Raw genomic sequence first — 24,661 nt, forward strand, 5'->3', positions numbered from 1 at the left:
ACCTACAGGAAATCGTCGCGCCGGGGCGTGAAACAGTCGATCAACGTGCCCGGCTCCAGGCAGACACAGCCATGCGTGACGCCGGTGGGGATGACAAAGCTGTCGCCCGGGCCGACCTCGCGTTCCTCGGCACCGATGGTGAACCGGAACCGCCCGTGCTCGACATAGGTGGATTGCACATGCGGATGATCGTGCAGCGCGCCAACGGCGCCTTCACGGTCAAAGCGGAAGGCGACGACCATCAGGTCCGGGTGGTCGGCCATGACCTGTCGCGTCACGCCTGCGCCGGTCTCAACCACTGGAAATGTCGTCATGTCAGAAGCTCCTTTGACCGGTCACGAGAACAGCATGCCGCCGTTGATGTCGATATTGGCCCCGGTGATAAACGCCGAGTCGTCACAGGCGAGAAACAGGATCAGGTTCGCCGTGTCCTCGACCGTGCCTTGGCGTTTGACCGGGACGGATGCCTCGTACCCGCGCCGCGCCGCATCCGCCGTGTGGACGTTGTGAAAATCGGTGTCGATCATACCGGGGCACAGCGCGTTTACCCGAATGTTCGGGCCGACCTCCTTGGCCAGGCCACGTGTCATGGTCATGACCGCGCCCTTGGACGTGGCATAGGCCACGGCCCCCGCACCGCCGCCATCCCGCCCGGCCTGGCTTGCCAGGTTCACGATTGCGCCCGAAGTCATATGGGCAAGGCAGGCCTTGGTGATGCGGAACACGCTGGTCAGGTTCAGGTCCATGACAGTGTTCCAATGGTCCAGTTCCATCTCTGCAATCGTCTTGCGGGCGACCAAACCGCCTGAGTTGTTCACCAGCACGTTGATGCCGCCAAATTCCGAGACAGTGCGATCCACCAGCGCATCCACATCCGCCTGCCGGGTCATGTCCCCCTGCAATGCAAAGGCGCGCCCGCCTTGCGCGGTGATCTGTGCCACAGCCGCGTCCGCGCCCGCACTGCTGGAGAAATAGTTGATCGCGACCTGCGCCCCTTCCGCAGCGAGCTTCAGCGCCGCCGCCAGACCGATATCGCGTCCCCCCCCGGTCACGATGGCTGTTTGTCCTGCAAGTTTCATGGTCCGACCTCGTCTCGACTGTGTGAGGGACGCCGGGCAATGCGCGCCGTCATCCAGATTCGAGTTCACTTTTCTCCAAAACTGGTATACTAGTCAATCAGTGTTGAAGGGAACGTCGCGCAGTGCCATGGTATCCGGCAGCGCCTTGGACCTGCGGGCTTGCAATTACAGTGTTCGTCGCACCGCAAACTCGGTACACCACGCACAAGACGAACACGGTACGGAGACCGCCCCATGGCCCAGGTAACGCGAATCGGTGCGCGGCGCACAAGCGTGGATGACATCTATGCCTATCTGTATGACGAGATCGCGTCGCTGCGTCTGCGGCCCGGCGACAAGATTTCCGAGGCAGATATCGCAACGAAATTCGGCGTGTCCCGCCAGCCTGTGCGCGACGCGTTCAGCCGTCTGGCCACGCAGGACCTGTTGTTGATCCGCCCGCAGCGCGCCACCGAGGTCAAACGGTTTTCTATGCGCGAAATCGTCAAATCGCGCTTTGTCCGGTTGGCGGTCGAAAAGGAAGTGCTGGCCCGCGCCGCCGCCCGGTGCGGCGATATGGACGCCGCCGAACTTGATGCCGCGCTGCTCTTGCAGGATGCCGCGATGCAGGCGCGCGACATCGAACGGTTCAATGCGCTGGATTATGAATTTCACCAATTGCTGTGCCGGATCGCGCAGGCGGAGTTCGCCTTTGATGTGATCATGGCGGAAAAGTCCAAGGTGGACCGCCTGTGCACGCTGAGCCTGTCAAAAGGCGACCGGGTGCCCGAACTGGTCGAGGATCACCGCGCGATCGCCACAGCCGTGCGCAATCATGATGCCGCTGCCGCCATCGCCGCAGGTGTGCACCACCTGTCGCGCCTCGATGAGACGATCGACCAGATATCGCAGAGCAACGCCAACTACTTCATGCCCGAGGACACCTGATATGCATGCGAGGCCCCGCGTCGGAGAACCCGTCAACCCGATGACATTTGATCTGGTGGGCGGCGGCACCGCGACCGTGGGGCATGCGAAGGACCGGTGGACCATGCTGTTTGTCTACCGCGGGCGGCACTGCCCGCGTTGCAAACGGTTCCTCAACAAGCTGAACGATGCGCTGTCCGCGTGGACGTCCGTGATGGATGTGCTGGTCGTTTCGGCGGACACCGCCGACAAGGCGCAGGCGGACAAGGCGGAATTCGGCTGGACCTTCGATCTGGGATTTGGCCTGAGCGAAGATCAGATGCGCGCCTTGGGTCTTTACGTGTCTGACCCCCTGTCGGAGGCGGAGACAACGCAGCGTTTTGCCGAACCGGGCGCCTTTGGCATCCGACCGGACGGGACGCTGATGCTCGTCGATATCTCCAACGGACCTGCTGCGCGGCCTGATCTGGCCGAACTGCTGGACGGCATGACCTTCAATATCGAAAACAACCGACCCGTGCGCGGCACCGCCTGAGCGCTCGCTTTGCTGAGGGATGCGGGGCGGAATATTTTTTGTTGACAAAACTGGTATACTAGTAATCCTTTGGGGCATCAAAACGCCAGACCTGTCGTGGCGGATGTGGTGTGCGGGCGGACCCGCGTCGCCATCCGGCACGGCATCACAACAAACTGGCTTGAGTCTCCAGGGAGGACGCAATGTTCGAGAACTTCACCAAAACACTGGCCGGTGCGGCCGCAATCGCCGTCATGGCCGTAACGGCAAGCGCCGACAACTGGCGCGGCTGGAACATCCACACGGATGGCTATCCCAACACAGTCGCGATGGACAAATTCGCCGAACTTCTGTCGGAAAAGACGGGTGGCGAGATCACGCTGCAGATGTTCCACGGCGGCACGCTGGGCAGTCAGCCTGATGCCGTCGAGCAGGTGCGCGCAGGCGCGCTCGAGGTGGGCAACTTCAACCTGGGTCCCATCGGGCCCATCGTGGCCGAGGCGAACGTCGTGTCCTTGCCGTTCATCTTCAAGGACGTGCCGCACATGTTCCGCGTCCTCGAAGGCGAGGGCGGTGCCGCCATCGCCGCTGGCATGGCGGCCAAGGGGCTGACCCCGCTGGCATGGTATGACGCGGGTGCGCGGTCTTTCTACAACGGTGAAAAGGCGATCAATACGCCTGCGGATGTCGAAGGCATGAAGGTCCGCGTGATGAACAACGATCTCTTCACCGGCATGATCGCCCAACTGGGCGGGAACCCGTCGCCCATGGCCTTTGCCGAGGTGTATCAGGCGCTCAAGACCGGTGTTGTGGACGGGGCCGAAAACAATTGGCCATCCTACGAATCCACGGGCCATTTCGAAGTCGCGGGATACTATTCACTGTCCCAGCACCTGATCATCCCGGAATGCATCTGTGTGAACACCGCCGCATTTGACGCGCTGTCGGACGACATGAAGGCTGCCGTGACCGAGGCTGCACAGGAATCCGCAACGCTCCAGCGTGAGCTGTGGGCCGCCCGCGAAGCCGCCAGCCGCGAAGCGGTCGAAGCCGGTGGCGTGGTCGTGAACGAAATCGCGGACAAGGGCCCGTTCCAATCGGCCATGGCCCCTGTCTACGAGGCGTATTTCGAAAGCAACCCGGACCTGCGTCCTCTGGTCGAACTGATCCAGGCGACCGAGTAATCGGCATCCGAGCCACGCTCTGACACGACCCGGTTCCGCTGCCGCGGAGCCGGGTATCGCTCTGGGGGAACATCACATGACTGACACTCTGCACCAGCCATCCAGGCTGCGCGCGATGACCGCCGTGCTCGATGCCATCGCGCTCTTGTGCAAGATCCTGACGGGCGTGGCGCTGGTTGTGCTGACGGTGATTTTCGGCTGGCTGGTCTTTGGCCGCTATGTCCTGAACGCGACGCCCACATGGGTGGAACAGGTGGCGCTGCTTCTGGTGATGCTGATCGCGTTTCTGGGGGCGGCTGTGGGTGTGCACGAACATACACACCTGTCCGTGTCGCTGGTGCGCAGTGCCGTGCCCAAGCGCATCCGGTCGCTGCTGGTCGTGATTTCGGACATTGCCATGGCGGGCTTTGGCGGTCTGATGCTCTGGTACGGCTGGCAGCTCACCGTGTTCAAATGGGGCTCTCTCATTCCGCTCCTGCAGGTGCCCGAAGGGCTGCGGTCGCTGCCTTTGACCATCGGGGGCGGCTTGATCCTGCTCTTTTCCATCGGCCACCTCATTCGCCTGTGTCTGGGTGTGGATGAGCGTCGAGACAGTATCGAATAGGACCCGACCATGGGAATTGCAGTCCTCTTGGGCGTCTTCGCCTTATGCGTTCTGATCGGAACCCCGGTCGCGTTTGCACTTGGTATTTCCGCCATTGCAGCCTTCTGGTTCGAAGGTCTGCCGCTGATGATCGGGTTCCAGCGGATCATTTCCGGCATCAACGTCTTTGCGCTGATGGCGATCCCGTTCTTTATCTTTGCGGGCGATCTGATGTTCCACGGCGGCATTGCCATGCGGCTTGTCCGCTTTGCGCAGGCGGCGGTGGGTGCCGTGCGCGGCGGGCTTGGCATCGTAAACGTGTTCTCGTCGATGCTCTTTGGTGGCATCTCGGGTTCGGCCATCGCCGACATCTCGGCCCTTGGGTCGATCCTTGTCCCGGTGATGAAGGAAAAAGGCTATGACGCCGATTACGCCGTCAACGTCACCGTGACCTCGTCCATCGCGGGCATCATCATCCCGCCGAGCCACAACATGATCATCTTTGCCATCGCCGCAGGCGGCGGCATCTCGATCTCCAAGCTGTTTCTGGCGGGTGTCGTGCCGGGTATCCTGATGTGCGTGTGCCTTGCTGCAGCGGCCTATCTGGTTGCGGTGAAGCGCGGCTATGCCGCAGAGAAGTTTCCCGGCTGGACCGCTCTGCTGATTGCATTTTTCGGAGCGATCCCGGGCCTGCTGACGGCGGTGATTATCGTGGGCGGCGTGCTGTCGGGCGTGTTCACCGTGACCGAATCCGGTGCCTTTGGCGCGATCTATGCCTTTGTCGTGACGTTGATCGTCTACCGCTCCATCACGTTCGACAAGTTCAAGACCGCCGTGATCTCATCGGTGCGCACGACGGCGATGGTCATGATCCTGATCGCCTGCGCCGGGGCATTTGCCTATATGCTGACTTTCTACCGGGTGCCCACGCTGATGGTGGACCTGCTGACGGGGCTGACCGAAAATCCGATCCTGATCCTTCTGATGATCAACCTCGTGCTGCTGATACTGGGCATGATCATGGACATGGCAGCGCTGATCCTGATCTGCACGCCGATCTTCCTGCCTGTGGCCAACAGCCTCGGGATTGATCCGCTGCAATTCGGGATGATCCTGTTGGTGAACCTTGGGCTGGGCCTTTGCACGCCGCCGGTCGGATCCTGCCTGTTTGTCGGCTGTGCCGTGGGCAAGTTGCCGATGGAAAAGGCTGTTCGGACAATCTGGCCCTTCTACCTCGCGATTTTCGTGGCGCTGATGCTCATCACCTTTGTGCCTGCAATCTCCCTGACGCTTCCTGCACTCATCGGCGGGTAGCGGTGCGCGCAGTTCAGTGCGGACTGCGCGCCTTTTTCCCGGGGCGGGCACTCAAGGCGCGCCACGCGTTATCCCGATGGAACCCGCCACGGCCTTGCAGTAGCATGGCATCCGGACCCCGATATTGCGGCGGCCAAGGGGCGGAGGGAAAATGACGGTTCGCAGGCTACGCACCCTTGTTGCGGTGGCAGAGACCAAGACATTCAGCGCCGCCGCCGAGGTGGTTCACATCACCCACGCCGCCGTCAGCCAGCAGATGCAGGCGCTTGAGGCGGACCTTGGCATTACCCTGTTTGACCGCAGCACGCGCACACCCCGCCTGACCCCTGCTGCCCATCAGATCGTGGCGCGGGCGCGCCGTCTCATTGCGGACTACGACACGCTTGTGTCGTCGGTCATAGAAGACGGCGGGCTGGACGGTACGATCAAGCTCGGCGTGCTGCGCACGACCCTGACCGGGCTGGTGCCGCAGGCGATGGCCGTGCTCAAGGCGAAGTACCCTGACCTGGGCATCTATATCCAACCGGGCCTGACCGCGACGTTGCTGGCAGAGATTGAGCGGGGCAATCTGGACGCTGCCATCACCACGCGCCCGCACCTGATGCCGGTGGGTGTGGTGTTCCACGAACTTGCGGTCGAACCAATGCACCTGATTGCCGCTGTGGAAGAGCCGCTTGATGATCCGATGCAGCTTTTGGCGACGCGGCCCTTTATCCGGTTCGACCGCACCGCCGTCGTGGGCGCGCTGATCGACAACTGGATCCTGTCGCGCAAGCTGCAGGTGAACGAAGCCATGGAACTCGACAGCCCGGAGGCCATCGCAAGCATGGTGCATTCGAACCTGGGCGTGTCGATTGTGCCGGACCCGGTGGTGAAACCGCCCGACGCCATCCGTGTGAAACGGCTCAGCCTTGGTGCGGATGCGCCCCACCGGACCCTTGGCCTTGTCCACACGCAAGACCCGCTCAAGACGAAGGCCATTGATGAATTGCAGACCGCCCTGTCGGGTGTGATCGCAGCCGCGCAATCATGAGCGGCGACCTGATCCTGTACCTCGTGCTCGGGGCCGCCGCGGGCGGGTTCATCAACGGATTGTCCGGCACCGGCACGGCCCTGTTTGCCCTTGGCTTTTACCTCGTGGTTTTGCCGCCCACGACAGCGGTGGCCATCGTTGCGCTGATGTCCGTGCTGGTGGGGATACAGGGGCTGTGGATCGTGCGCGGGTCGATCTTTGCCCGCCCCGACCGGCTCTTGCGCTTTGTCGTGCCCGGCCTGATCGGCGTCCCGCTGGGTCTTTTCCTGCTGAACGTCATCGACACGCAGACCCTGCGCATCGGGATTGCCGCACTCCTGATCCTCTATGGCGGCTATTTCGGGTTTCGCAGCGCGCTGCCCGCCTTTTCGCGCAAAACACCGGTGATCGACGTGATGGTCGGGTTTCTGGGCGGTGTGCTGGGCGGGACCGCAGGGGTTTCGGGTGCGCTGCCGTCCATGTGGCTGTCGATCCGCCCGTGGACCAAGTCGGAAACACGCGCCGTCCTGCAACCGCTGAACATGGTGATCCTCAGCACGACCGTCACCCTGCTGTTTTTCAGGGGGGGCTATGACGCAACGGCGCTGCGCGCGCTTTTGATCACCATCCCAAGCGGGCTTTTGGCGGCACAGGTGGGCATTTTCGTCTTTCACCGGCTGAGCGATACGGGCTTTCGCCGTCTGTTGATCCTTCTGACGCTAGTCATGGGGGCCGGGATCCTTCTGAGTGAGCTGACCTGAAGATCAGCCCGCAAGCGACCCCACCAGAAGATTGACCCCAAGCACCGCAAACGCGCCAAGGAACACTTTTTTGAACAGCTCCGGGTTTGTGCGGTGCCGCACCCGTTCGCCCAACGTGAACCCCGCAAGTGCCGGGATCAGCAAATAGGCCGACAGCGCCAGATCCGGACCCGTGCTGTGGCCCACGGCGACATACATCACGAAAATCGACAGGCTTCCGGCCGTGATCAGAAAGCCGAGCGCCTGCACAAACGCATCCCGGTCGAGACGCAGACCGGTCAGATACATGGCCAGCGGCGGGGCCCATGCCGCCGTCAGACCGCCGACAAGCCCGGCAATCACCGCACTGATCGCTTCAAACACGCGCACCCGGTGCGGCGGGATGTCCGGCACCATGTTCCGCCAGCTGAAAAAGCAGAACACCAGAACAAATGCCCCAAGCACCCCGCGCAGCACCCGGTCGGGCACCGACTGGCTGGCCCAAACGGTCGCTGCCACACACATGGCCAGGATCACGGCATAGCGCCAATGCTGCCGCACACAGCCCATCCGGTCCGGCCCCCGCCAGAACTGCCAGACATTGCTCAGAAGCATCGGCACCACAACCAGCGTCACCGCCGCGCGCGCGTCCAGTTGCAGCGTCAAAAGCGCCAGCGCAACGGTCGGCATGCCAAGCCCGATGAACCCTTTGACCGTCCCGGCCAGCAGCAGCACAAGCGTCGCAAACGCAATCAGGGACAGGTCGGGCATCAATGCCTCAGATCACCTCGTCAGTGCGGTCGTCACTTTCGCCATAGCGTTTGAGAACCGCGGGTTTCGTGCCCTCGTAAACCCGCGCCACGTTCTGTGCAATCTTGGCGTTCTCCCGTTCGAACAGGCAATCCCCATTCATATCCGACGCCACGATGAACGGTCCCATGCGGTTGCATTTGATCACCCACATCGCTTGGGCCAGCCCAAGCTCTTCGTTCCAATGCACCGCTTCCACGCTTTCCACCCCGCGCCCAAGCAGCGCGCCGGTGCCATATCCAACGGTGGACAGGTATACGGCCCCGTTTGGTACGAAGTATTCCTTGTAGTCCTTCGACGTCATGCCGCCCTTGCCCACGATCAGCTTGGCGCCCGTCTTGGCCATCCATTCGGGCAACCACTTGGCAAACCGGAACGACGCGGTCGCTGTGACCGCGCCCATGTCAAAGGATCCGTCCGCATTGATCCGCGCCGCAGGGGAGCAGTGGAAATTGGCCGCCGACTGGCTGGGCAGCTCCATGGGGATGTTGGCCTTGTCCTCCAGCGCGCGCATGTAGACGCCTTCGCGCGCGGTGTACATCAGCCCATCGAGATAGACGACGTCGCCAAGGCGCAGGTCCGCGATGGCCGCGTCGGTGGGGGTGGTGGACAGCCGGACTTCGCGCGGGCTCATGGTGCATCCCCTTCGTCAAGAAAGCGCAGGTCAGCGCGGTCATAGCGGTGGCGCCCCGTGTCGGACGGACGCGCAATGCGGGCCGCCCACGCCTTGCGCACATCATCGATCGTCAGCGCGGGATTGTCGGCCATGAAATCGCGCGTGTACTGATTGAACTGGTTGTGGTCCTTGATCCGCGTCTGTCCCGGCACCTTGGCGAGCGTTGGAAAGGCCGCGCAGGCATCGCGCAGCGTTTTGCCGGTGTTTGCCTTCATCCATTCCATGAATGCCGTATTGAACTTGAACCCGTCGCCCAGCCGCGACTTGAAATAGCGCCTGACATTCTGACTGTTTCTGTAGCTGTCGGTGATGATCGTCTCATCGTCCAGAGGGGCTGCGTGCCAGTCAAACTTGGATGTCGCGCGCGTGGCCGTGTCGCCGGGAAACACCGTTTCGCCAGTGTCGAGGCAATGTGCGATCCGGTCGAGAATGCGGAACTTGCCGCCCGTCGTCTTGACCCCCAGAGCACGGGCATGCGGCACCAACTCGTCCTTGCGCCAGTACCAGCGCCGGAGCTCGGCCCCAGTAGCGATGGTGTCAATCGCCGGGCGCGTATCGACGGCGCCGCTCATTCCGCTGCCTCGCGCTGCGGTTCCCAGTCGACTGTCTCGCGACGCTGATACGGCGTGAACCAATCCGGGTCGGTGCGGTGCTCAACCCTACCATCCGCATGGATGCGCGCCACCGCTCGACGCGAAGACAGGCAAAATGCGTGGACCGACATCGGCATCCCGCCTGTGTGGCAATACCCGACCTCGATATTGCAATCGATCACCATGTTCTTGCCCACGAACCCCATCGCCCCCATGCCGATGGAATTGCCCAGCTCCTTGAACTCGTCCTCCATCTCGGCAATGCGCGGGTCCGAATTGCGGCTGCCCACGATGCGCAGGGTCGAGGCGCGTTTGCCCAGCGTCATGCAGATGTCCTTGGACCCGCCCAGCCCGATGCCGATGATCGCAGGTTGGCAGGCGAGCCCACGTTTGCCAAAGGCCATGAGGCTGTCGAGGTAAAACCGCTTGATCCCCTGTATGCCGTCGCTCGGGAACAGCATGCGGTAGTCGGTGCCAAACAGCCCGCCCTTGTGCACCGTGATCAGGTCGATCCACGCGCCTTCGGGTTCGAACCCGTATTCGATCTCGGGCGCGCCGATGCCCACGTTGTTGTCGTGATCCGTCCGCCACAGCGGATGCACGCGATTGGGGCGCAGCGGCACACCGTTCGTGGCGTTTGCGGTGGCGCGGCGCAGGGCCGTTTCTAGCGCGCACATCCCGCCTTCGACCTGCGCCTCGTTCCCGAGTTTCACAAACCAGCGTGGCACACCCGTATCGCCGCACATGGCGCGGCGATCCTCTTTGGCCGCCTCGTAATTCTCCAGCATCGCCTTGAGAACAAAGGACGACAGGTCGCCATCCTCTGTCTTGGCCGCCTGTTGCAGGCCGTCAAGGTAGTCCTGCGGGATCTCGATGGCGGCCTTGTCCATGAGGACCTCGGCAGTGGATTGAATGAGGGAGATGGGGATCATTTCACGTCTCCATTATGTGCAAGCGTGTGCGCCATGCCCGACCTCGGGAGGCGGACCAATTCAGCGCAGGTGGTGTTTTGAAGCGCTGCCGTTTGCGCAAGTGGGCCGCTGTTGCTGTATGCCCTCCCGGGGGGGAGGTCGGGCATGGCGCATGCGCGCCGGTTCCTCCCTTGGGCAACACTCATTGCGCCGCCACCAATGTCTCGGGCTCACCCTCGGGCAGGATCGTTTCACCGGGGCGGACGATGGTGAATTGCACAGGTGCGCGGGTGACTTTGACTTTGCCCTCTTCGCGTGTGGCCAAGGTGAAGTCACTGTTTTCCATTCCGCCGTCTCCGGGGAAATCCTCGCGGTAATGCGCACCGCGGGAATTTTCACGGGCGATCCCGGCCTTTGTAATCACTTCGGAGATGTCACAGAGCGAGCGCAGGTTCAGCCAGTCGTGCCAGGTCAGATTGAAGGCGAGGTTCGAGGCCTCCACGCCCACGTCCATCAGGGCATCAGACACCTGCGCGATACCGTCCAAGCCCCGTTGCATCCCCGCCTCGGTCCGCATCACGCCGACCTCGTCCCACATGAGGTCCTGAAGCTGCTTGCGCAGCGGCAGGATCAGGTCCGGTTTCCGGCTCAGGGGATAGGTGGCGCGTTCGAACTCGGCGGCCAACACGTCTTTGTCCGGCTCGCGCAGGGACATCCCCGCCACATCCCGCCCCATCGTATCGCCCGCGATGCCGCCATAGACGGTGGAATTCGCCACCCCGTTGCCGCCCAACCGGTTCGACCCATGCGCGCCGCCCGCGTCCTCGCCCGCGACATAGAGGCCTTCCATCGCCGTGCGCGTGTCCACATCGACCACCACACCGCCCATGAAATAATGCGCGGTCGGCACCACCTCGACCTTGCCCGCAGCCAGATCGAACCCGCTGTCGGCGCAGCGTTTGACCATGCCTTTGAACTTCTCCGCCACCCAGTCCGGGCCAAGATGGGACATGGAGATGAACACGCCCTCTTGCTCGGGATTGTTGTTCTTGCGCATCTCGGCATAGATGCCGCGGCTGACCACATCGCGGGTGGCGCGTTCGCCCTTGCCGTCGTAATCGAACATGAACCGCTGTCCGGCGTGGTTGATCAGCTGGCCACCGGCACCCCGCAACCCCTCCTCCAGCACTGTTCCAGTCATCCGCGTATGGTCTCCGGCCAGCAGGCCCGTAGGGTGGAACTGCACCATCTCCATATCGCGCAAGGACAGCCCTGCGCGCAGGGCCATGGCAAGGCCGTCCATCGTCTTGTCACCGCTCGGCGTGTGGTATTTGTACATGGTCGGGCCACCGCCCGTCGCCATCAGCACCGTCTTGGCCCGCACAAGCCGGAAGCGACCTGAGCGCATGTCGATCATCAGAACCCCGGCCAGCGCGCAGCGGTCGCGCGTCGGGATCAGGCCCACGGCGCGATGCTCCTGCATCTTCTCGACACCGCTAGCCAGCACCTTTTCCATCAACCGGTTGATGATCTCGATGCCCGTCAGATCGCCTTTGTGCACGGTGCGGTCCGCCGTTTGCCCGGCAAATGCCTTTTGATGCAGCGACCCGTCCGCATTGCGGTCAAAGAAACAGCCAACCTCGTTTTCCAACTCGCGGATGCGCACCACGGCCTGCTCGCACAGCCGCCATGCCATGTCCTGATTGGGCAGCCATTTGCCGCCCTGAATGGTATCCATGAAGTGCCGTTCAACCGTGTCGCCACCCCCAAGCGCCACGTTATAGCCGCCCTGCACCATGCGGGTGCATCCGCATTTGCCGATCAACCCCTTGACCGCAATCGTCACGCGCGTGCCTTCGGGCGCGGTCTGCTTGGCGTGCAGCGCGGCGAACAGACCCGCTCCGCCCGTGCCAAGGATCAGGATGTCGGTGTCGTGCCGTTCGATGTCAGAAACGCGCATCAGATGGCCCTCATAAAAAACAGTGCCGCGATGCAGAAGGAGAGCGCGGCGGCACCCGCGGCCAGTGTTTTGTGCGGCGCAGGCCATGGCAACCATTCCAGCGCCATCAGCCGCAAACCGCCGAACATGTGCACTGCCAGCAGGAACACCAGCCCGAACTCCGCCAGTTTGAACGCAAACATCTCGGAAAACCGCAAACCGTTGTCCAGTGCCGCAGCCCCGTTCAGAGCCTGCCCCAACAAAAGGAAGTGCAGCGGCAGAAACAGCGCCAGCGCAAGGCCCGACAGTCGGTGCAGGATATAGGCCAGCCACAATGGGTGTGCCCGTGACGTGATATCGCGTGCTGTCATGCGCCCCCTCCGGCAAAGGTCACGGCCCAGACCGCCCGTGCGCCCAATGCAAACAGGACCAGGCCCACGGCCCACATGAATGCCTCCAGCGCACGCCCCTTGAGGCCACCCCATTCAAACGCAATTGTCCTCAGACCGATGGCCCCGTGGGCCGCCACGGCGACCACAAAAAGGCCGTAGAACAGGAACCACATCAAGGACCCTTGGGTCCGCCCAAGGATTTCGGCGGCGCTCAACCCGCCCTGAATGGCATAGATCATCACCGCCAGATGCCCCAGGACAAGCGGCGCCATCATCATCGCCGTGATCCGTTGCAGCATGTACAGTCGCAAGGACAGCATCAGCGCCCCCGCCGGAAAAACGATTTCGCGGTCTCCCGCTTGAGCCCGGCAATGGCGGACATCGGGTCCAGCTCATTGGGACAATATGCGGTACACGATCCCATCGAATGGCAGTTGTGGCACCCGCCGCTGCCCGACACCGCATCGAGGATGGCGGCGCGTCCGTCGTCCTTGGCATCGTTGAGCAGCGTCCACGCGCGCTGCAATGCAGCCGGGCCGAGATAGTCGGGATTGCCCGCCACCGTGTCACAGGCCGCATAGCAGACCGAACAGTTGATGCATTCGATGCCGGCATTCGCTTCGACGCGCGCCGTGCTTGCCGCGTCTACGGGCGCGATGGGGTCGTCACGAGTGAGCGATCCGTGATGCACCCCTTCGGCGGCGACCCATTTGTCAAAGAACGGATCCATGTCCACGGCCAGATCCTTGATCACCGGCAGGTTGCGCAAGGGGCCAATGGTCACCGCGTCACCGTCCGTCACCTTGGATATATGTGTCCGGCAGGTCCAGCGCGGCACCCCGTTGACCATCATTGCGCAGCTGCCGCACATGCCCACGCGGCAGGCAAACCGGTAGCTGAGCGTCGGATCGGCGTTCTGCTGCACCCAGGACACGACGTCGAGAACGGTCTGGTTCTCATAGGCGGGCACGTCGAACGCCGACTGCGCGCCGGGTCCCCGTTCGATCGTCACTTTGAGCGTCTTTTCGGTCATGACTGGTGTGGCGCCCCGGATGCCGCGTATGGTTCCGGACAAGATAGCTGATAGCGCGGCTTTATAAACGCGAATTATTCTTTCGCTTTTTGTTAGCGCTGCTTGAAGATGCAAGGGGATGGATATGGCTCAAGGGTCTGATACGGATTTGGCCGCGCTGTTTGCCGCGCGCTATGACGATGCGCCGGACGGCGGTGTCGAGGGCGGGGCGTTGATCCGGTCGATGGCGGCGCGGGGGTCGTGCCGGCGTTTTGCAGGCGATCCGGTGCCGGACGCGCTGGTGCAAACCCTGTGCGCCACGGCCCTGGCCGCCCCGTCCAAAAGCGATCTGCAACAGCGCGACATCGTCCTGCTGCAATCGCCAGCCATTCGCGCGCGGCTTGCCGCGTTGGTGGCAGGGCAGGCGTGGGTGGCAGAGGCCCCGATGATCGCCGTGTTCTGCGGCAACAACCGACGCCAGCGGATGCTGCATGACTGGCGCGCGGTGCCGTTTGCCAATGACCACCTTGATGCGTTCTTCAACGCGGCCTGTGACGCCGCCATCTGCCTCGGGGCGTTTGTCACGGCGGCCGAGGCGTTGGGCCTCGGGTGCTGTCCGATCAGTGCGGTGCGCAATGAGGCGGCGGCGGTGTCGGACCTGCTGGGCCTGCCGGATCACGTCTTTCCCTTTGCGGGGCTTGCGTTCGGCTTTCCCAAGGCTGCGGCGCAGATCACCAAACGCCTGCCTCTGGGCGTGACGTGTCATGTGGATCGCTACAGCGAGGACGGATTGCGCGCGGCAGTGGACCGCTACGATGCGGACCGCGCCTCTGCGCAACCCTATGCCACGCAACGACAAACCGACCAGTTTGGGCACGCTGACCCTTACACCTGGTCCGAAGACAAGGTGCGCCAATACAGCGTGCCGGAACGGAGCGGCTTTGGCGCCTATGTGCGCGCCCGCGGTTTTGACCTGAGCTGACGCGTCAGGTTCTGAAATCGGTGATCACAGCCGTGCCGGGCGGCGTCGGCCCCTTCATCGCGCGCAATTCATCACTTGCGCCGGACAGGGCGATGGTCCGGTCGAGCATCGGGCTCAGGTCCACGTCACCCCGTTCGATCATGCCCAGAAGGGTGGGGTACTTCCACGATGGCATCCCGCGCGTGCCGTAAAACGCCAGCTGCTTGGCATAGATGGCGCGCATGTTGATGTGCATCATCCCGTCACCGGCGGGCATGCCCACATGCACGTGACGGCCCAGCGTCGCCAGGCATTCGACAGAGGCGTTGGTGGTCGCCTCGATCCCGAGCGCTTCGACCGACACCTGTGCGCCGCCGCCCGTGATGTCACGGATCGCTTCGGCCACATTGCCGTCCACCGCGTTCACGGCGGCATCGGCACCCAGGCTCTGTGCATGGGTCAGCTTGTCCGCAACCACATCGACCACGACGACCCGCGCGCCCAGCATCTTGGCCAGAAGCAGCGTGGACAAGCCGATGCCGCCGGTGCCATGCACCGCAACCCATTCGCCCGCGCGCACACCCGCCCGATCCGTCAGCGCATGCCACGCCGTCGTCACCCGGCAACCCAGACCGGCGGCCAGCGCGGGCGACATGGTGTCAGGCAGATGCACGAGGTTGTGGTCAAAGGGCACCGCGACATATTCGGCATAGGCCCCCGGTGCACCAAAACCGGGGACTACCGCGCTTTCGCAGGTGTTGGACGCACCCGTCTGGCAGGCCGGACAATCGCCGCACCCCAGGATGAACGGCGCAATCAGGCGGTCGCCGACCCGGTGCCGGGCCTGCGGGCCTGCCTCGACCACCGTGCCGCAATATTCGTGGCCCAGGATGGACCCATCGCTGACCTTCGGATGCTCACCCACCCAGCCGTGGAAATCCGACCGGCACACGCCACAGGCCGCAACCTCCAGCACCACACCATTGGCGGGACAGGCAGGGTCTGGCACCGTCTCGATCGACAGATCCTGATGAAAATCGCGGACGACGGCTGCGCGCATGTCGGTGTCCTCCCTTGATGTCCTAGCGGTCGAGACCGGCGACGCACATGTATTTGACGGACAGGTAATCCTCGAGACCCTGACTGCCGCCTTCCTTGCCCATGCCGCTTTCCTTGAGGCCGCCGAAGGGCGCCTCAACGGTCGTGATCAGGCCCGAGTTGATGCCGATCAACCCGTATTCCAGCCGTTCGTTCAGGCGGAAGGTCCGGCCCAGCGACGTGGTGTAGGCATAGGCCGCGAGGCCGAATTCCGTTGCGTTGGCCGCTGCAATCGCCTCGTCCTCGGTGTCGAACTTGAACACTGCAGACAGCGGGCCGAAAATCTCGTCCCGTGCGACCTGCATATCGGCGGTGGCGCCGGTCATGACGGTGGGTTCAAAGAATGTCCCGCCAAGCGCGTGCCGCTTGCCGCCCGTGACGATGGTGCCGCCCTTGGCGGTGGCGTCGGCGATCATTTCTTCGACCTTTTCCACGCCGCCTGCGTCGATCATCGGACCTTGCTGCACGCCATCTGCGCTGCCGTCACCCACAACGAGCGCCTCTGTCGCGGCCGTCAGTTTGGCGACAAAGGCGTCGTGAATGCCCGCCTGCACATAGAACCGGTTGGTGCACACGCAGGTCTGGCCCATGTTGCGGTATTTCGCGATCATCGCGCCTTCGATGGCGGCGTCGAGGTCGGCGTCGTCAAACACGATGAAGGGCGCATTGCCGCCCAGCTCCATCGACACCTTTTTCACAGTATCGGCGGATTGCCGGATCAGAACCTTGCCCACATCGGTCGATCCGGTGAACGTGACCTTGCGCACTCTCGGGCTTTCCATGATTGCGCCGCCAATATCGCGGGCGGACCCGGTGAGGATGTTCACCACCCCATCCGGAAAGCCCACATCCTGACAGAGCTTGCCCCAGACCAGACCGGAATAGGGCGTCGCCGTTGCCGGTTTCGCGACCACCGTACATCCCGCGGCCAGCGCTGGCCCCAGTTTGCGTGCGAGCATGGAGGAGGGGAAGTTCCACGGTGTGATCGCCGCCACCACGCCCACCGGGTGGCGCGTGACCATCAGGCGGCGGTCGGCGGTGGGGGCCGGCACGATCTCGCCCTTGGCACGGCGCACCTCTTCTGCGAACCAGCGGATATAGGCCGCGCCAATCGCAATCTCCCCGCGCGCCTCGGCCAGCGGTTTGCCCTGTTCCGCCGTGAGCAATTGCGCCAGCGGTTCCTGTTGATCCATCAGCGCGTCGTGCAGCTTGTGCAACAGGCCGACCCGCACGCTCAGGTCACTGCGGGACCAATCGTCAAACGCCTGTGCCGCCGCATCAATGGCGCGCTCGGTTTCCGCAGCACCACAATTGGGCACGGTCCCGAGTACGTCGTGGGTCGCGGGGTTCGTGACACTCACAGTCTGTCCGGTATCGGCATCGCACCACGCGCCACCAATCAGGTTTGCCTGCACCAGCAGACCATCGAAATCACGCATGTCTTTGCCCCTCGGTTCTCACGCCTGCCCGTGCCGCCAAACGCGGCAGGGGTGAGCGGGGGTATATTGGTAAGTGTGGCTATGAAAAAGCCAATTCATCTTACGCCTGATCATAGCACTGCTTACAGATACGGCATCGAATGGTCGGGCTAGGTGCCGCCGTCTGTCAGTGGGCGTGGTCCGCCACGGGGCTATACCTGTCGCGGGCGAGTGTCTTTGCCTCGGCCCGCGACAGTGATTGCAGCGCTTCTTCCTCGCTCAGACCCTTGGCCTGCGCCGATTGCCAGATTCGGCGCGCAGAGGCGGGCGACCACGGCAGCGCTGCGTGGCACAGCCATCGCCGCAACGGGGCAGGCAGCGCGTCATAGCTGCGCATCGGATCATCCGCGCGCCGTCTGGCGCGCAGCGTTGTTTGCCCAAGGTTGCGCGCGCGCGGCTTTACCGGAGCCCGGGGGGCGTTCCCTCCGGCCGCTGCGCCCTTCGTCGGCGATGTCCCTGACATCGGCCCCGTACCCTACAGGCAATCGGCAAAGGTCGCCGCCATGTTCCGCAAAAGCTGCGGATAAAGCCCAGGCCCGGGTTCAAGGTCAGAGCCAAGCGGGTCAATCACGGACGTGTTGGCATCGGTGCCATCCAGAACGGTTGTGACCAAACCGGAATTGAACTGCGGCTCAGCCATGACGCAATCGATGCCTTCGTCACGGATGCGTGCCTGCACTTCTGCAATGCGCGCAGGGCTTGGGTCCGACGCGTCACTGAGCGAAATCGCGCCAGCGGCAAAGAAGTCAAAGTCGGCCTCGAAATACTGATAGGCGTCATGGAAGACGATGAAGCTGCCGCCTTTGACCGGTTCGAGTGTCGCGGTGATTTCGGCGGACAGCGTGTCCATCTCCGTCCGCGCTGCGGCCGCGTTGGCAAAATACGCGCCTGCGTTGTCCGGATCTGCGGAGGACAGCTGCGCGGCGATCACGTTCAGCCAGGTGCTGGCATTTTCGATGGACAGCCAGGCGTGCGGATCGTGGTCACCATGCGCGTGGCCCGCGTGATCATCATGATCATCGTGGTCATCATGCGCGTGCTCTTCGCCGTGATCACGATCCTCGGCCTTGGCTTCTTCATGCCCGTGGTCGTGGTCGTGGTCGTCCGCCTTCACTTCCTCATGATCGTGGTCATGGTCGTGATCTTCAGCCTTCGCGTCCTCATGCCCGTGATCGTCATGATCATCGTGGTCGTCATGCGCATGCTCTTCGTGGTCATGATCGTCATGTTTGGCCGCATCATGGCCATGGTCGTCGTGATCCTCGTGATCGTGCGCTTCGAACAAGGTGCTTTCGCGGAAGTCGAGCAGCTTTGTCCCATCCGCCTCGAGCAACGTGGTCACAGAGGCGTTCGTGGCCAGTGTTTCCACCGCGTCTTCCATCCACGGCGTCAGGTCTTCGCCGATCCAGAACACGATATCCGCGTCTTGCAGCGCCGCCGCTTCGGACGGGCGCAGGATGTATTCATGGGGGGACGCGCCGGGTTGAATGACCAGCGCGGGCGTGCCGACACCGTCCATGACGCGCGCCACGAGCGAATGCACCGGCGCAATGTCAACGGCCACGTTCGGCACGTCGGCCAAGGCGGTTCCACCCATCAACAGGGCCGTGGCGGAAAGGGTAAGCAGCTTTGTGGACATCATGTCCCTCATGTGATTTTATAACATTAACGCTCAGATATATGATATGAAATAACATGACAAGCAAGGACCAACCGGCACCGCCCGATGCGCGCGCCCCTTTGGGGTTTTCGGCGCATGACCACGCGCATTGCGTGGACGAAGCGATGCAGGCGGCGGACGAACGGTGCACGCGCGAAGGCCTGCGGATGACGCCGGTGCGCCGCAAGGTGCTGGAGCTCTTGCTGCAGGAACACCGCGCACTGGGTGCCTATGCAATTTTGGATCTGCTGCGCGATGCGGGGTTCGGCTCACAACCGCCCGTGGCGTACCGCGCGCTCGATTTCCTGTCCGAACATGGGTTCGTCCACAAGATCGAGCGGCTCAACGCCTTTGTCGCCTGCGCCCATCCCGGTGAGGCACATTCGCCCGCGTTCATGATCTGCCGCCTGTGCGACACCGTTGCCGAGACGCAATCCGCCCCGGCCAAAGGGGCCTTGGGCGAGGCGGCCCGCGCCGCCGGGTTCCAGATCGAAAAGACGGTGGTCGAGGCCGAAGGCGTCTGCCCCAGCTGTTCGGACAAGGTGCAGCCATGAGCCTGATTTCCGTCGAGGGACTGAGCGTCGCCTATGGCGCAAACACGGTGCTGCGCAACGTGGCGCTGACGCTCGAACGGCGCGAAATCGTGACCATCGTCGGCCCGAACGGGTCCGGCAAGACGAGCCTGCTGCGCGCGATCATCGGCGCGGCGGCCCCCGCCGGCGGCACGGTGCACAAGGCACCGGGTCTCAAGATCGGCTATGTCCCGCAAAAGCTGCATATCGACCAGACCCTGCCGATCACGGTGGAACGCTTTATGAAGCTGACGTCCCGCGTGTCCCGCGCCACTTGTGGTGCGGCGCTGCAGGCGGCGGGCGTGCCGGACCTTCTGAAACGCCAGATGTCGCAGCTGTCCGGGGGCCAGTTCCAACGCGTGCTGCTGGCGCGCGCCCTGCTGAACACACCGGATGTCCTGTTGTTGGATGAGGCGACGCAGGGGCTGGATCAACCGGGCTCTGCCGCGTTCTATCGACAGATCGAAACTGTGCGCAACGACACCGGATGCGCCGTTCTGATGATCAGCCACGACCTGCACGTGGTGATGAGCGCATCGGACCGTGTCATCTGCCTGAACGGTCATGTCTGTTGCGAAGGCTCGCCCGCGGTTGTGGCCTCGGCGCCGGAATACCGCGCGCTCTTTGGGGCGGGCACCGGGGGGGCGCTGGCGCTTTACCGGCATGAACATGATCACGACCACTCCCATCATCACGAGGCCGCGGAATAGTGCTGGACGATTTTATGACCCGCGCGACGCTGGCCGGTGTCGGGGTCGCCTTTGCGGCGGCACCGCTGGGATGTTTCGTGGTGTGGCGGCGCATGGCCTATTTCGGGGACGCCACGGCCCATGCCGCGATCCTGGGCGTGGCGTTGTCGCTGACCCTTGAGATGTCGATTTTTCCCGGCACGCTGGCGGTTGCGCTGATCATGGCGCTGACGGTCACGTTCCTGACCGGGCGCGGATACGCGATGGACACGCTTCTGGGGGTGCTTGCGCATTCCGCGCTGGCCTTTGGCCTTGTGGCGGTGTCGTTTCTATCTGGCATCCGCATCGACCTGATGGCCTATCTCTTTGGCGATATACTTGCGGTGTCGCGCACGGACTTGCTGGTGATCTGGGGTGGAGCGGCGCTTGTTGTTGCGCTGATTGTCTGGCGGTGGGCGGCGCTTTTGACGTCAACGCTCAACGAAGAGCTGGCCTATGCCTCTGGCCTCGACCCCAAGCGCGAGCAATTGATCCTGACCCTGTCGCTGGCCATCACCGTGGCGGTGGCGATCAAGGTGGTGGGCGTGTTGCTGATTGCGGCGATGCTGATCATACCGGCGGCGGCGGCGCGCGGGCTGGCCCGCACGCCCGAGGCGATGGCGATGATTTCCGCTTGCATCGGCGCGGTGTCGGCCATTGCGGGCTTGCGGGCGGCATATATCCTCGACACGCCCGCGGGGCCGTCCATCGTGTGCGTGGCGGCGATCCTCTTTGCAGCGTTCAATGTCATCGGTTGGCAAACCCGCAGCCGGACCTGAGCCTAGAACGTGATGTTGACCTTCACCGCCTGAGACCGGTCCCCGGCCAGCTCAAACGCCTCAACCGCCGCGTCGACACCCATCGCATGTGTGATCAGCGGGCGCACGTCCAGCCGCCCTGCGCGCATCATTTCGACGGCTGTTGCGAATTCCGCGTGAAAGCGGAACGAACCCTTGAGCTGCAATTCCTTGGCGGTCATGGCCTGCATCGGCAAGGTCATGTCCCCACCGAGACCCAGTTGCACAATCGTCGCGCCGGGACGCAAGGCGGGCACGGCAGAGGCCAACGCCGAGGCCACGCCAGAGCATTCGAAAAGCACGTCGAAATGCCCCTTGTCGGGCGTGAACCGGTCAAGCCCGTCCGGGGTCTGCGCCACGTTCACGGTGTGATCCGCCCCAACGGCGCGCGCCTTTGACAGGGTGAAATCAGAGATGTCGGTGGCCGCGATGTCAACCGCACCAGCCGCCCGCGCCACGAGCACGGCCAAGAGGCCAATCGGACCGCACCCGGTGACCAACACGCGCTTGCCCATCAGATCGCCCGCCTGTTTCGCGCCGTGCAGCACCACGGACAACGGTTCGGCCATTGCCGCCTCACCCGCGCTGAGATCCCCGGCGGGCGCGCATTGGCTGGCATCGGCCACGATGTATTCGCGGAACGCGCCCTGAATGTGCGGGAACGGCATGGCCGAGCCGTAAAAACGCATGTTCAGACAGTGGTTTTGCCGGCCCTCGCTGCAATATGTGCAGGTCCCGCAGGGCCGCGACGGTGACACCGCCACCAGTGCGCCCGGCGCGAGACCCTCGACACCATCGCCCAACGCCTCCACATGCCCCGCCACCTCGTGGCCAAGGATCATCGGTTCGCGCAACTGGATCGGTCCAAAACCGCCATGGTTGTAGTAGTGCAGGTCCGACCCGCAGATGCCACCCGCCGCCATCTTGATCAGCACCTGACCGGGGCCGGGTGCGGGCATGTCGCGGGTTTCGACCCGAAGGTCCTTGGCGGCGTGGGCAACGATGACTTTCATGGCGAAACCTTTCGGACGGTACGGGTATCATGAGCGCCGCGTGGCACCTGACCCGTTGCTTTGCATAGATGTGTCCCCGGTTCGGCGCCAGCCCGCAAGCGGATCGGATGGCGCATGGAATTCCCGTTGACTCTCGATGTTATCGGTATCATGTTATCGATAACAATTCGCGGGACGTCAATCCCGCCTCTCAGTTCGGAGCGTCTCATGTCTCAACTTTTCAATCTGGCGGGCCGTCGTGCCCTGATCACGGGATCGTCTCAGGGCATCGGTTTTGCCCTCGCCAAGGGGATGTCCGAAGCGGGTGCGGAGATCGTTTTGAACGGGCGGGACACCGGCAAACTGGACGCCGCTGCGGACACGCTGCGCGGGCAGGGGGCAACGGTGCACACGGTGGCCTTTGACGCGACAGACCACAACGCCGTGCGCGCCGCGGTGGACGGGTTCGAGAATGACAACGGCGCCATCGACATCCTGATCAACAACGCAGGCATGCAGCACCGGACCGAACTGGAAAACTTCCCCGCCGACGCATTCGAACGCCTGTTGCAGACGAATATCGCCAGCGTATTCCACGTGGGCCAGGCCGTGGCCCGCCACATGATCGCGCGGGGCGCGGGCAAGATCATCAACATCGCGTCGGTGCAGACCGCGCTCGCCCGACCGGGCATCGCGCCCTACACCGCGACCAAAGGGGCCGTAGCAAACCTGACCAAGGGGATGGCGACCGATTGGGCCAAACACGGGTTGCAGTGTAACGCGATTGCGCCGGGATATTTCGACACGCCGCTCAACGCGGCCCTTGTTGCCGATCCGGAGTTCACGACATGGCTCGAAAAACGCACCCCCGCGGGGCGTTGGGGCCAGGTGGATGAACTGGTCGGTGCTGCGGTGTTCCTGTCCTCCGCCGCATCCAGTTTTGTGAATGGCCATACGCTCTATGTGGATGGCGGCATCACGGCGTCGCTCTGACATGCGGTGCTATGTCCTCATGGGGGTGTCGGGCTGTGGCAAATCCTCCGTCGGCACCGCGCTTCAGGCGATGTGCCGGATGGATTTTATGGACGGTGATGACCTGCATCCAAAGTGCAACATCGACAAAATGGCGGCTGGCATTCCGCTGAATGATGACGACCGCGCGCCGTGGCTTGCCGATGTGGGCCGGGTTCTGGCGCAACATGACGGCGCGATTGCCATTGGCTGTTCCGCGCTGAAAAAGACCTATCGCGACTGGATCCGCGCGCAGGTGGACGAGCCGGTGCATTTCCTGCACCTCGACGCCCCGCGCGACGTGCTGGCGCGCCGTGTGGCCCGCCGCGCGGGTCACTTCATGCCCACGTCCCTGCTCGACAGCCAGTTTGCGACCCTCGAACGGCTGGAGCGGGACGAATGGGGCGAGGAAATCGATATCGCGCGCCCCTTTGACGAGGTGGTGGCGCAATCCGAAGGCTATGTCCGGGAGACGATGATATGAGTGAAAAGATCGCCCTGATCGGGGCAGGGGCCATGGGCGGTGCCATCGGGACACGGCTTTTGGAGACGGGCAACAGCTTGCGCGTGTTCGATCTGGATGCAGACCGGGTGGCGGAACTGGTGGCGAAGGGCGCGGTGGCGGCGGCCTCCGCCGCCGAGGCGGCGCAGGACGCGGACTTCGTGATCACCAGCCTCAATGCCTCGCGCATCGTGGGCCTTGCCGCCTTTGGCAAGGACGGCATCGCGGACGGCGCGAAACCCGGCACGGTGATCATCGACATGTCGTCGATCGAACCCGATGCGACGCGCAAATTCGCCAAGATGGCGGCAGAACGGGACCTCGCCTGGGTCGATAGCCCTCTGTCCGGAGGCGCGCCCAAGGCGCTGATGGGTGAGTTGACCCTGATGGCCGGGGGTACGGCGCAGGATGTGGAACGCGCGCATGTGGCGCTGAAACATGTCGCCTCGAACTATACCCATATGGGGCCGTCGGGCGCGGGACAGACCACCAAGCTGATCAATCAGGTGCTGTGCGGCCTGGGTTTTCTGGCCGTGGCGGAGGCCACGCAGCTGGCGCTAGATGCCGGGGTCGATGCCGAAAAGATCCCGCAGGCCCTCAAAGGCGGGCGGGCGGACAGCGCGCTCTTGCAGGAGTACCTGCCGCGCTATGCCACCAAGGATTACCGGCGCACAGGCCGCATCGACAACATGGTCAAGGACCTGAACGCGGTGAACGATCTGGCGCGCCAGACGGGCACATCCATGCCGATGACGGCCCTATGTGCTGAAATCCACCGCATGCTGACCGCCGCCGGTCTGGGCGGCGAGGATCAGGCCGCCGTCATGGAATTCTTCAACGGCGCGAAAAAGGAGATAGACGCATGATTACACGGTTTGCCCTGTTCGAAGGATCGGTGAAACCCGGCCAAAGGGATGCCTTTCGCGCCGCCGTGCTCGACCGCCTCGTGCCCCTGTGGAAACAGTTCCCCGGCAATACGGATGTGCGCGTCATGTTCAGCGATGACCGGGATGAGGGCGCGCCCGAATTCCCGCTGATCCTGGCCATCACCTATCCGGACACGGCCGCGATGGAGAGCGCTCTGGACAGCCCCTTTCGCGCGCAATCGCGCGATGTGACGGGCGAGATCGTGGCCGCGCATTTCGACGGGCGCATCCATCACCACGTCACGCAGCTGAACGAATTCCGGGCCTGAGG

Annotated in this window: 30 protein-coding genes; 15 read left to right on the forward strand and 15 right to left on the reverse strand. The window is 63.4% G+C overall.

Going from position 1 to position 24,661, the window contains the following annotated elements; all coding sequences use genetic code 11:
• Positions 1-2 precede the first annotated feature (2 nt).
• Together ACERHN_RS13770 and ACERHN_RS13775 are read right to left on the reverse strand one after the other, a co-directional pair.
• Positions 3-314 (reverse strand): cupin domain-containing protein, encoded by a 312-nt coding sequence (locus tag ACERHN_RS13770; protein ID WP_415919591.1) that lies wholly within the window; start codon positions 312-314, stop codon positions 3-5.
• Between the two features lie 21 nt (positions 315-335).
• Entirely contained in the window at positions 336-1,079 is a 744-nt protein-coding gene (locus ACERHN_RS13775) for an SDR family NAD(P)-dependent oxidoreductase (RefSeq protein ID WP_415919592.1), read from the reverse strand.
• A gap of 234 nt (positions 1,080-1,313) precedes the next feature.
• Here ACERHN_RS13775 and ACERHN_RS13780 point away from each other — a divergent pair, with 234 nt between their 5' ends.
• From ACERHN_RS13780 to ACERHN_RS13810, 7 genes are all read left to right on the forward strand, one after another.
• Positions 1,314-2,006, forward strand: a complete 693-nt coding sequence (locus ACERHN_RS13780; protein WP_415919593.1) for a GntR family transcriptional regulator — start codon at positions 1,314-1,316, stop codon at positions 2,004-2,006.
• Between the two features lie 40 nt (positions 2,007-2,046).
• On the forward strand, positions 2,047-2,520 hold the full coding sequence (locus tag ACERHN_RS13785; RefSeq protein ID WP_415919594.1) for a peroxiredoxin family protein: 474 nt from the start codon (positions 2,047-2,049) through the stop codon (positions 2,518-2,520).
• A 182-nt stretch (positions 2,521-2,702) separates the two neighbouring features.
• Entirely contained in the window at positions 2,703-3,683 is a 981-nt protein-coding gene (locus ACERHN_RS13790) for a TRAP transporter substrate-binding protein (protein WP_415919595.1), read from the forward strand.
• Positions 3,684-3,759: 76 nt separating this feature from the next.
• Positions 3,760-4,287 carry a TRAP transporter small permease gene (locus ACERHN_RS13795; RefSeq protein WP_415919596.1) on the forward strand — a complete coding sequence of 176 codons (528 nt, stop codon included), beginning with the start codon at positions 3,760-3,762 and terminating at the stop codon, positions 4,285-4,287.
• A gap of 9 nt (positions 4,288-4,296) precedes the next feature.
• Positions 4,297-5,580, forward strand: a complete 1,284-nt coding sequence (locus tag ACERHN_RS13800; protein ID WP_415919597.1) for a TRAP transporter large permease — start codon at positions 4,297-4,299, stop codon at positions 5,578-5,580.
• A gap of 151 nt (positions 5,581-5,731) precedes the next feature.
• Positions 5,732-6,613 carry a LysR family transcriptional regulator gene (locus tag ACERHN_RS13805; RefSeq protein ID WP_415919598.1) on the forward strand — a complete coding sequence of 294 codons (882 nt, stop codon included), beginning with the start codon at positions 5,732-5,734 and terminating at the stop codon, positions 6,611-6,613.
• A complete protein-coding gene (locus ACERHN_RS13810; protein WP_415919599.1) occupies positions 6,610-7,353 on the forward strand; it encodes a sulfite exporter TauE/SafE family protein in 744 nt (247 codons plus the stop codon). Before ACERHN_RS13805 ends, ACERHN_RS13810 begins: the two co-directional genes overlap by 4 nt.
• 3 nt (positions 7,354-7,356) lie before the next feature.
• On the opposite strand, the gene ACERHN_RS13815 is transcribed toward ACERHN_RS13810, so the two are convergent.
• From ACERHN_RS13815 to ACERHN_RS13850, 8 genes are all read right to left on the reverse strand, one after another.
• Complete coding sequence (locus ACERHN_RS13815) at positions 7,357-8,103, reverse strand: sulfite exporter TauE/SafE family protein (RefSeq protein ID WP_415919600.1); 747 nt, start codon at positions 8,101-8,103, stop codon at positions 7,357-7,359.
• Between the two features lie 7 nt (positions 8,104-8,110).
• Positions 8,111-8,776: a fumarate hydratase C-terminal domain-containing protein gene (locus ACERHN_RS13820; RefSeq protein ID WP_415919601.1), complete on the reverse strand. Its 666-nt coding sequence runs from the start codon at positions 8,774-8,776 to the stop codon at positions 8,111-8,113.
• Entirely contained in the window at positions 8,773-9,390 is a 618-nt protein-coding gene (locus tag ACERHN_RS13825; RefSeq protein ID WP_415919602.1) for a DUF6434 domain-containing protein, read from the reverse strand. The genes ACERHN_RS13820 and ACERHN_RS13825 overlap by 4 nt, the downstream gene beginning before the upstream one ends.
• Positions 9,387-10,343, reverse strand: a complete 957-nt coding sequence (locus ACERHN_RS13830) for a fumarate hydratase (protein WP_415919603.1) — start codon at positions 10,341-10,343, stop codon at positions 9,387-9,389. The genes ACERHN_RS13825 and ACERHN_RS13830 overlap by 4 nt, the downstream gene beginning before the upstream one ends.
• Positions 10,344-10,524: 181 nt before the next feature.
• Positions 10,525-12,282: an L-aspartate oxidase gene (locus ACERHN_RS13835; RefSeq protein ID WP_415919604.1), complete on the reverse strand. Its 1,758-nt coding sequence runs from the start codon at positions 12,280-12,282 to the stop codon at positions 10,525-10,527.
• Positions 12,282-12,632, reverse strand: coding sequence for a succinate dehydrogenase (locus ACERHN_RS13840; RefSeq protein WP_415919605.1), 351 nt, complete (start codon positions 12,630-12,632; stop codon positions 12,282-12,284). Before ACERHN_RS13840 ends, ACERHN_RS13835 begins: the two co-directional genes overlap by 1 nt.
• Entirely contained in the window at positions 12,629-12,973 is a 345-nt protein-coding gene (locus ACERHN_RS13845) for a succinate dehydrogenase (protein WP_415919606.1), read from the reverse strand. The genes ACERHN_RS13840 and ACERHN_RS13845 overlap by 4 nt, the downstream gene beginning before the upstream one ends.
• Complete coding sequence (locus tag ACERHN_RS13850) at positions 12,973-13,686, reverse strand: succinate dehydrogenase/fumarate reductase iron-sulfur subunit (RefSeq protein ID WP_415919607.1); 714 nt, start codon at positions 13,684-13,686, stop codon at positions 12,973-12,975. Before ACERHN_RS13850 ends, ACERHN_RS13845 begins: the two co-directional genes overlap by 1 nt.
• 124 nt (positions 13,687-13,810) lie before the next feature.
• Here ACERHN_RS13850 and ACERHN_RS13855 point away from each other — a divergent pair, with 124 nt between their 5' ends.
• Positions 13,811-14,647 (forward strand): nitroreductase family protein, encoded by an 837-nt coding sequence (locus tag ACERHN_RS13855; RefSeq protein ID WP_415919608.1) that lies wholly within the window; start codon positions 13,811-13,813, stop codon positions 14,645-14,647.
• A gap of 4 nt (positions 14,648-14,651) precedes the next feature.
• Here ACERHN_RS13855 and ACERHN_RS13860 read toward each other — a convergent pair whose 3' ends face one another.
• The 4 genes from ACERHN_RS13860 to ACERHN_RS13875 form a co-directional block, all read right to left on the reverse strand.
• Positions 14,652-15,686: a zinc-binding dehydrogenase gene (locus ACERHN_RS13860; RefSeq protein WP_415919609.1), complete on the reverse strand. Its 1,035-nt coding sequence runs from the start codon at positions 15,684-15,686 to the stop codon at positions 14,652-14,654.
• Between the two features lie 22 nt (positions 15,687-15,708).
• A complete protein-coding gene (locus ACERHN_RS13865) occupies positions 15,709-17,163 on the reverse strand; it encodes an NAD-dependent succinate-semialdehyde dehydrogenase (RefSeq protein WP_415919610.1) in 1,455 nt (484 codons plus the stop codon).
• Between the two features lie 166 nt (positions 17,164-17,329).
• Entirely contained in the window at positions 17,330-17,539 is a 210-nt protein-coding gene (locus tag ACERHN_RS13870; protein WP_415919611.1) for a DUF6525 family protein, read from the reverse strand.
• Between the two features lie 138 nt (positions 17,540-17,677).
• Positions 17,678-18,841, reverse strand: coding sequence for a zinc ABC transporter substrate-binding protein (locus ACERHN_RS13875; RefSeq protein WP_415922744.1), 1,164 nt, complete (start codon positions 18,839-18,841; stop codon positions 17,678-17,680).
• A gap of 56 nt (positions 18,842-18,897) precedes the next feature.
• On the opposite strand from ACERHN_RS13875, the gene ACERHN_RS13880 reads away from it, so the two are divergent.
• From ACERHN_RS13880 to ACERHN_RS13890, 3 genes are read left to right on the forward strand one after another with little or no spacing between them, the layout of a single operon-like run.
• On the forward strand, positions 18,898-19,416 hold the full coding sequence (locus ACERHN_RS13880) for a transcriptional repressor (RefSeq protein WP_415919612.1): 519 nt from the start codon (positions 18,898-18,900) through the stop codon (positions 19,414-19,416).
• Positions 19,413-20,144 carry an ATP-binding cassette domain-containing protein gene (locus ACERHN_RS13885; RefSeq protein WP_415919613.1) on the forward strand — a complete coding sequence of 244 codons (732 nt, stop codon included), beginning with the start codon at positions 19,413-19,415 and terminating at the stop codon, positions 20,142-20,144. The genes ACERHN_RS13880 and ACERHN_RS13885 overlap by 4 nt, the downstream gene beginning before the upstream one ends.
• Positions 20,144-20,941: a metal ABC transporter permease gene (locus ACERHN_RS13890; protein WP_415919614.1), complete on the forward strand. Its 798-nt coding sequence runs from the start codon at positions 20,144-20,146 to the stop codon at positions 20,939-20,941. The genes ACERHN_RS13885 and ACERHN_RS13890 overlap by 1 nt, the downstream gene beginning before the upstream one ends.
• Before the next feature lie 2 nt (positions 20,942-20,943).
• On the opposite strand, the gene ACERHN_RS13895 is transcribed toward ACERHN_RS13890, so the two are convergent.
• Positions 20,944-21,972, reverse strand: coding sequence for an L-idonate 5-dehydrogenase (locus tag ACERHN_RS13895; RefSeq protein WP_415919615.1), 1,029 nt, complete (start codon positions 21,970-21,972; stop codon positions 20,944-20,946).
• A gap of 207 nt (positions 21,973-22,179) precedes the next feature.
• On the opposite strand from ACERHN_RS13895, the gene ACERHN_RS13900 reads away from it, so the two are divergent.
• Genes ACERHN_RS13900 through ACERHN_RS13915 form a run of 4 tightly spaced genes read left to right on the forward strand, consistent with a single transcriptional unit; the run spans position 22,180 to position 24,659 of the window.
• Positions 22,180-22,944 (forward strand): SDR family oxidoreductase, encoded by a 765-nt coding sequence (locus tag ACERHN_RS13900; protein WP_415919616.1) that lies wholly within the window; start codon positions 22,180-22,182, stop codon positions 22,942-22,944.
• Position 22,945: 1 nt separating this feature from the next.
• Positions 22,946-23,446: a gluconokinase gene (locus ACERHN_RS13905; RefSeq protein WP_415919617.1), complete on the forward strand. Its 501-nt coding sequence runs from the start codon at positions 22,946-22,948 to the stop codon at positions 23,444-23,446.
• Complete coding sequence (locus tag ACERHN_RS13910) at positions 23,443-24,330, forward strand: NAD(P)-dependent oxidoreductase (RefSeq protein ID WP_415919618.1); 888 nt, start codon at positions 23,443-23,445, stop codon at positions 24,328-24,330. Before ACERHN_RS13905 ends, ACERHN_RS13910 begins: the two co-directional genes overlap by 4 nt.
• The gene (locus ACERHN_RS13915; protein WP_415919619.1) at positions 24,327-24,659 is read left to right on the forward strand and encodes a hypothetical protein; all 333 of its coding nucleotides are present in this window, start codon (positions 24,327-24,329) and stop codon (positions 24,657-24,659) included. Before ACERHN_RS13910 ends, ACERHN_RS13915 begins: the two co-directional genes overlap by 4 nt.
• Positions 24,660-24,661 lie beyond the last annotated feature (2 nt).

The sequence above is a fragment of the Tateyamaria rhodophyticola genome (assembly GCF_047777875.1).
Lineage (GTDB): Bacteria > Pseudomonadota > Alphaproteobacteria > Rhodobacterales > Rhodobacteraceae > Tateyamaria.

What these genes read in the sequence shown, in the direction of transcription:
- ACERHN_RS13850 (WP_415919607.1), bottom strand. Translation starts at nt 13,686, where the DNA reads ATGACCGAAAAGACGCTCAAAGTGACGATCGAACGGGGACCCGGCGCG.
- ACERHN_RS13790 (WP_415919595.1), top strand. Translation starts at nt 2,703, where the DNA reads ATGTTCGAGAACTTCACCAAAACACTGGCCGGTGCGGCCGCAATCGCC.
- ACERHN_RS13820 (WP_415919601.1), bottom strand. Translation starts at nt 8,776, where the DNA reads ATGAGCCCGCGCGAAGTCCGGCTGTCCACCACCCCCACCGACGCGGCC.
- ACERHN_RS13880 (WP_415919612.1), top strand. Translation starts at nt 18,898, where the DNA reads ATGACAAGCAAGGACCAACCGGCACCGCCCGATGCGCGCGCCCCTTTG.
- ACERHN_RS13810 (WP_415919599.1), top strand. Translation starts at nt 6,610, where the DNA reads ATGAGCGGCGACCTGATCCTGTACCTCGTGCTCGGGGCCGCCGCGGGC.
- ACERHN_RS13885 (WP_415919613.1), top strand. Translation starts at nt 19,413, where the DNA reads ATGAGCCTGATTTCCGTCGAGGGACTGAGCGTCGCCTATGGCGCAAAC.
- ACERHN_RS13855 (WP_415919608.1), top strand. Translation starts at nt 13,811, where the DNA reads ATGGCTCAAGGGTCTGATACGGATTTGGCCGCGCTGTTTGCCGCGCGC.
- ACERHN_RS13895 (WP_415919615.1), bottom strand. Translation starts at nt 21,972, where the DNA reads ATGAAAGTCATCGTTGCCCACGCCGCCAAGGACCTTCGGGTCGAAACC.
- ACERHN_RS13900 (WP_415919616.1), top strand. Translation starts at nt 22,180, where the DNA reads ATGTCTCAACTTTTCAATCTGGCGGGCCGTCGTGCCCTGATCACGGGA.
- ACERHN_RS13860 (WP_415919609.1), bottom strand. Translation starts at nt 15,686, where the DNA reads ATGCGCGCAGCCGTCGTCCGCGATTTTCATCAGGATCTGTCGATCGAG.
- ACERHN_RS13785 (WP_415919594.1), top strand. Translation starts at nt 2,047, where the DNA reads ATGACATTTGATCTGGTGGGCGGCGGCACCGCGACCGTGGGGCATGCG.
- ACERHN_RS13775 (WP_415919592.1), bottom strand. Translation starts at nt 1,079, where the DNA reads ATGAAACTTGCAGGACAAACAGCCATCGTGACCGGGGGGGGACGCGAT.
- ACERHN_RS13870 (WP_415919611.1), bottom strand. Translation starts at nt 17,539, where the DNA reads ATGCGCAGCTATGACGCGCTGCCTGCCCCGTTGCGGCGATGGCTGTGC.
- ACERHN_RS13800 (WP_415919597.1), top strand. Translation starts at nt 4,297, where the DNA reads ATGGGAATTGCAGTCCTCTTGGGCGTCTTCGCCTTATGCGTTCTGATC.
- ACERHN_RS13915 (WP_415919619.1), top strand. Translation starts at nt 24,327, where the DNA reads ATGATTACACGGTTTGCCCTGTTCGAAGGATCGGTGAAACCCGGCCAA.
- ACERHN_RS13865 (WP_415919610.1), bottom strand. Translation starts at nt 17,163, where the DNA reads ATGCGTGATTTCGATGGTCTGCTGGTGCAGGCAAACCTGATTGGTGGC.
- ACERHN_RS13845 (WP_415919606.1), bottom strand. Translation starts at nt 12,973, where the DNA reads ATGCTGTCCTTGCGACTGTACATGCTGCAACGGATCACGGCGATGATG.
- ACERHN_RS13905 (WP_415919617.1), top strand. Translation starts at nt 22,946, where the DNA reads ATGCGGTGCTATGTCCTCATGGGGGTGTCGGGCTGTGGCAAATCCTCC.
- ACERHN_RS13815 (WP_415919600.1), bottom strand. Translation starts at nt 8,103, where the DNA reads ATGCCCGACCTGTCCCTGATTGCGTTTGCGACGCTTGTGCTGCTGCTG.
- ACERHN_RS13835 (WP_415919604.1), bottom strand. Translation starts at nt 12,282, where the DNA reads ATGCGCGTTTCTGACATCGAACGGCACGACACCGACATCCTGATCCTT.
- ACERHN_RS13910 (WP_415919618.1), top strand. Translation starts at nt 23,443, where the DNA reads ATGAGTGAAAAGATCGCCCTGATCGGGGCAGGGGCCATGGGCGGTGCC.
- ACERHN_RS13875 (WP_415922744.1), bottom strand. Translation starts at nt 18,841, where the DNA reads ATGTCCACAAAGCTGCTTACCCTTTCCGCCACGGCCCTGTTGATGGGT.
- ACERHN_RS13840 (WP_415919605.1), bottom strand. Translation starts at nt 12,632, where the DNA reads ATGACAGCACGCGATATCACGTCACGGGCACACCCATTGTGGCTGGCC.
- ACERHN_RS13825 (WP_415919602.1), bottom strand. Translation starts at nt 9,390, where the DNA reads ATGAGCGGCGCCGTCGATACGCGCCCGGCGATTGACACCATCGCTACT.
- ACERHN_RS13780 (WP_415919593.1), top strand. Translation starts at nt 1,314, where the DNA reads ATGGCCCAGGTAACGCGAATCGGTGCGCGGCGCACAAGCGTGGATGAC.
- ACERHN_RS13805 (WP_415919598.1), top strand. Translation starts at nt 5,732, where the DNA reads ATGACGGTTCGCAGGCTACGCACCCTTGTTGCGGTGGCAGAGACCAAG.
- ACERHN_RS13770 (WP_415919591.1), bottom strand. Translation starts at nt 314, where the DNA reads ATGACGACATTTCCAGTGGTTGAGACCGGCGCAGGCGTGACGCGACAG.
- ACERHN_RS13795 (WP_415919596.1), top strand. Translation starts at nt 3,760, where the DNA reads ATGACTGACACTCTGCACCAGCCATCCAGGCTGCGCGCGATGACCGCC.
- ACERHN_RS13830 (WP_415919603.1), bottom strand. Translation starts at nt 10,343, where the DNA reads ATGATCCCCATCTCCCTCATTCAATCCACTGCCGAGGTCCTCATGGAC.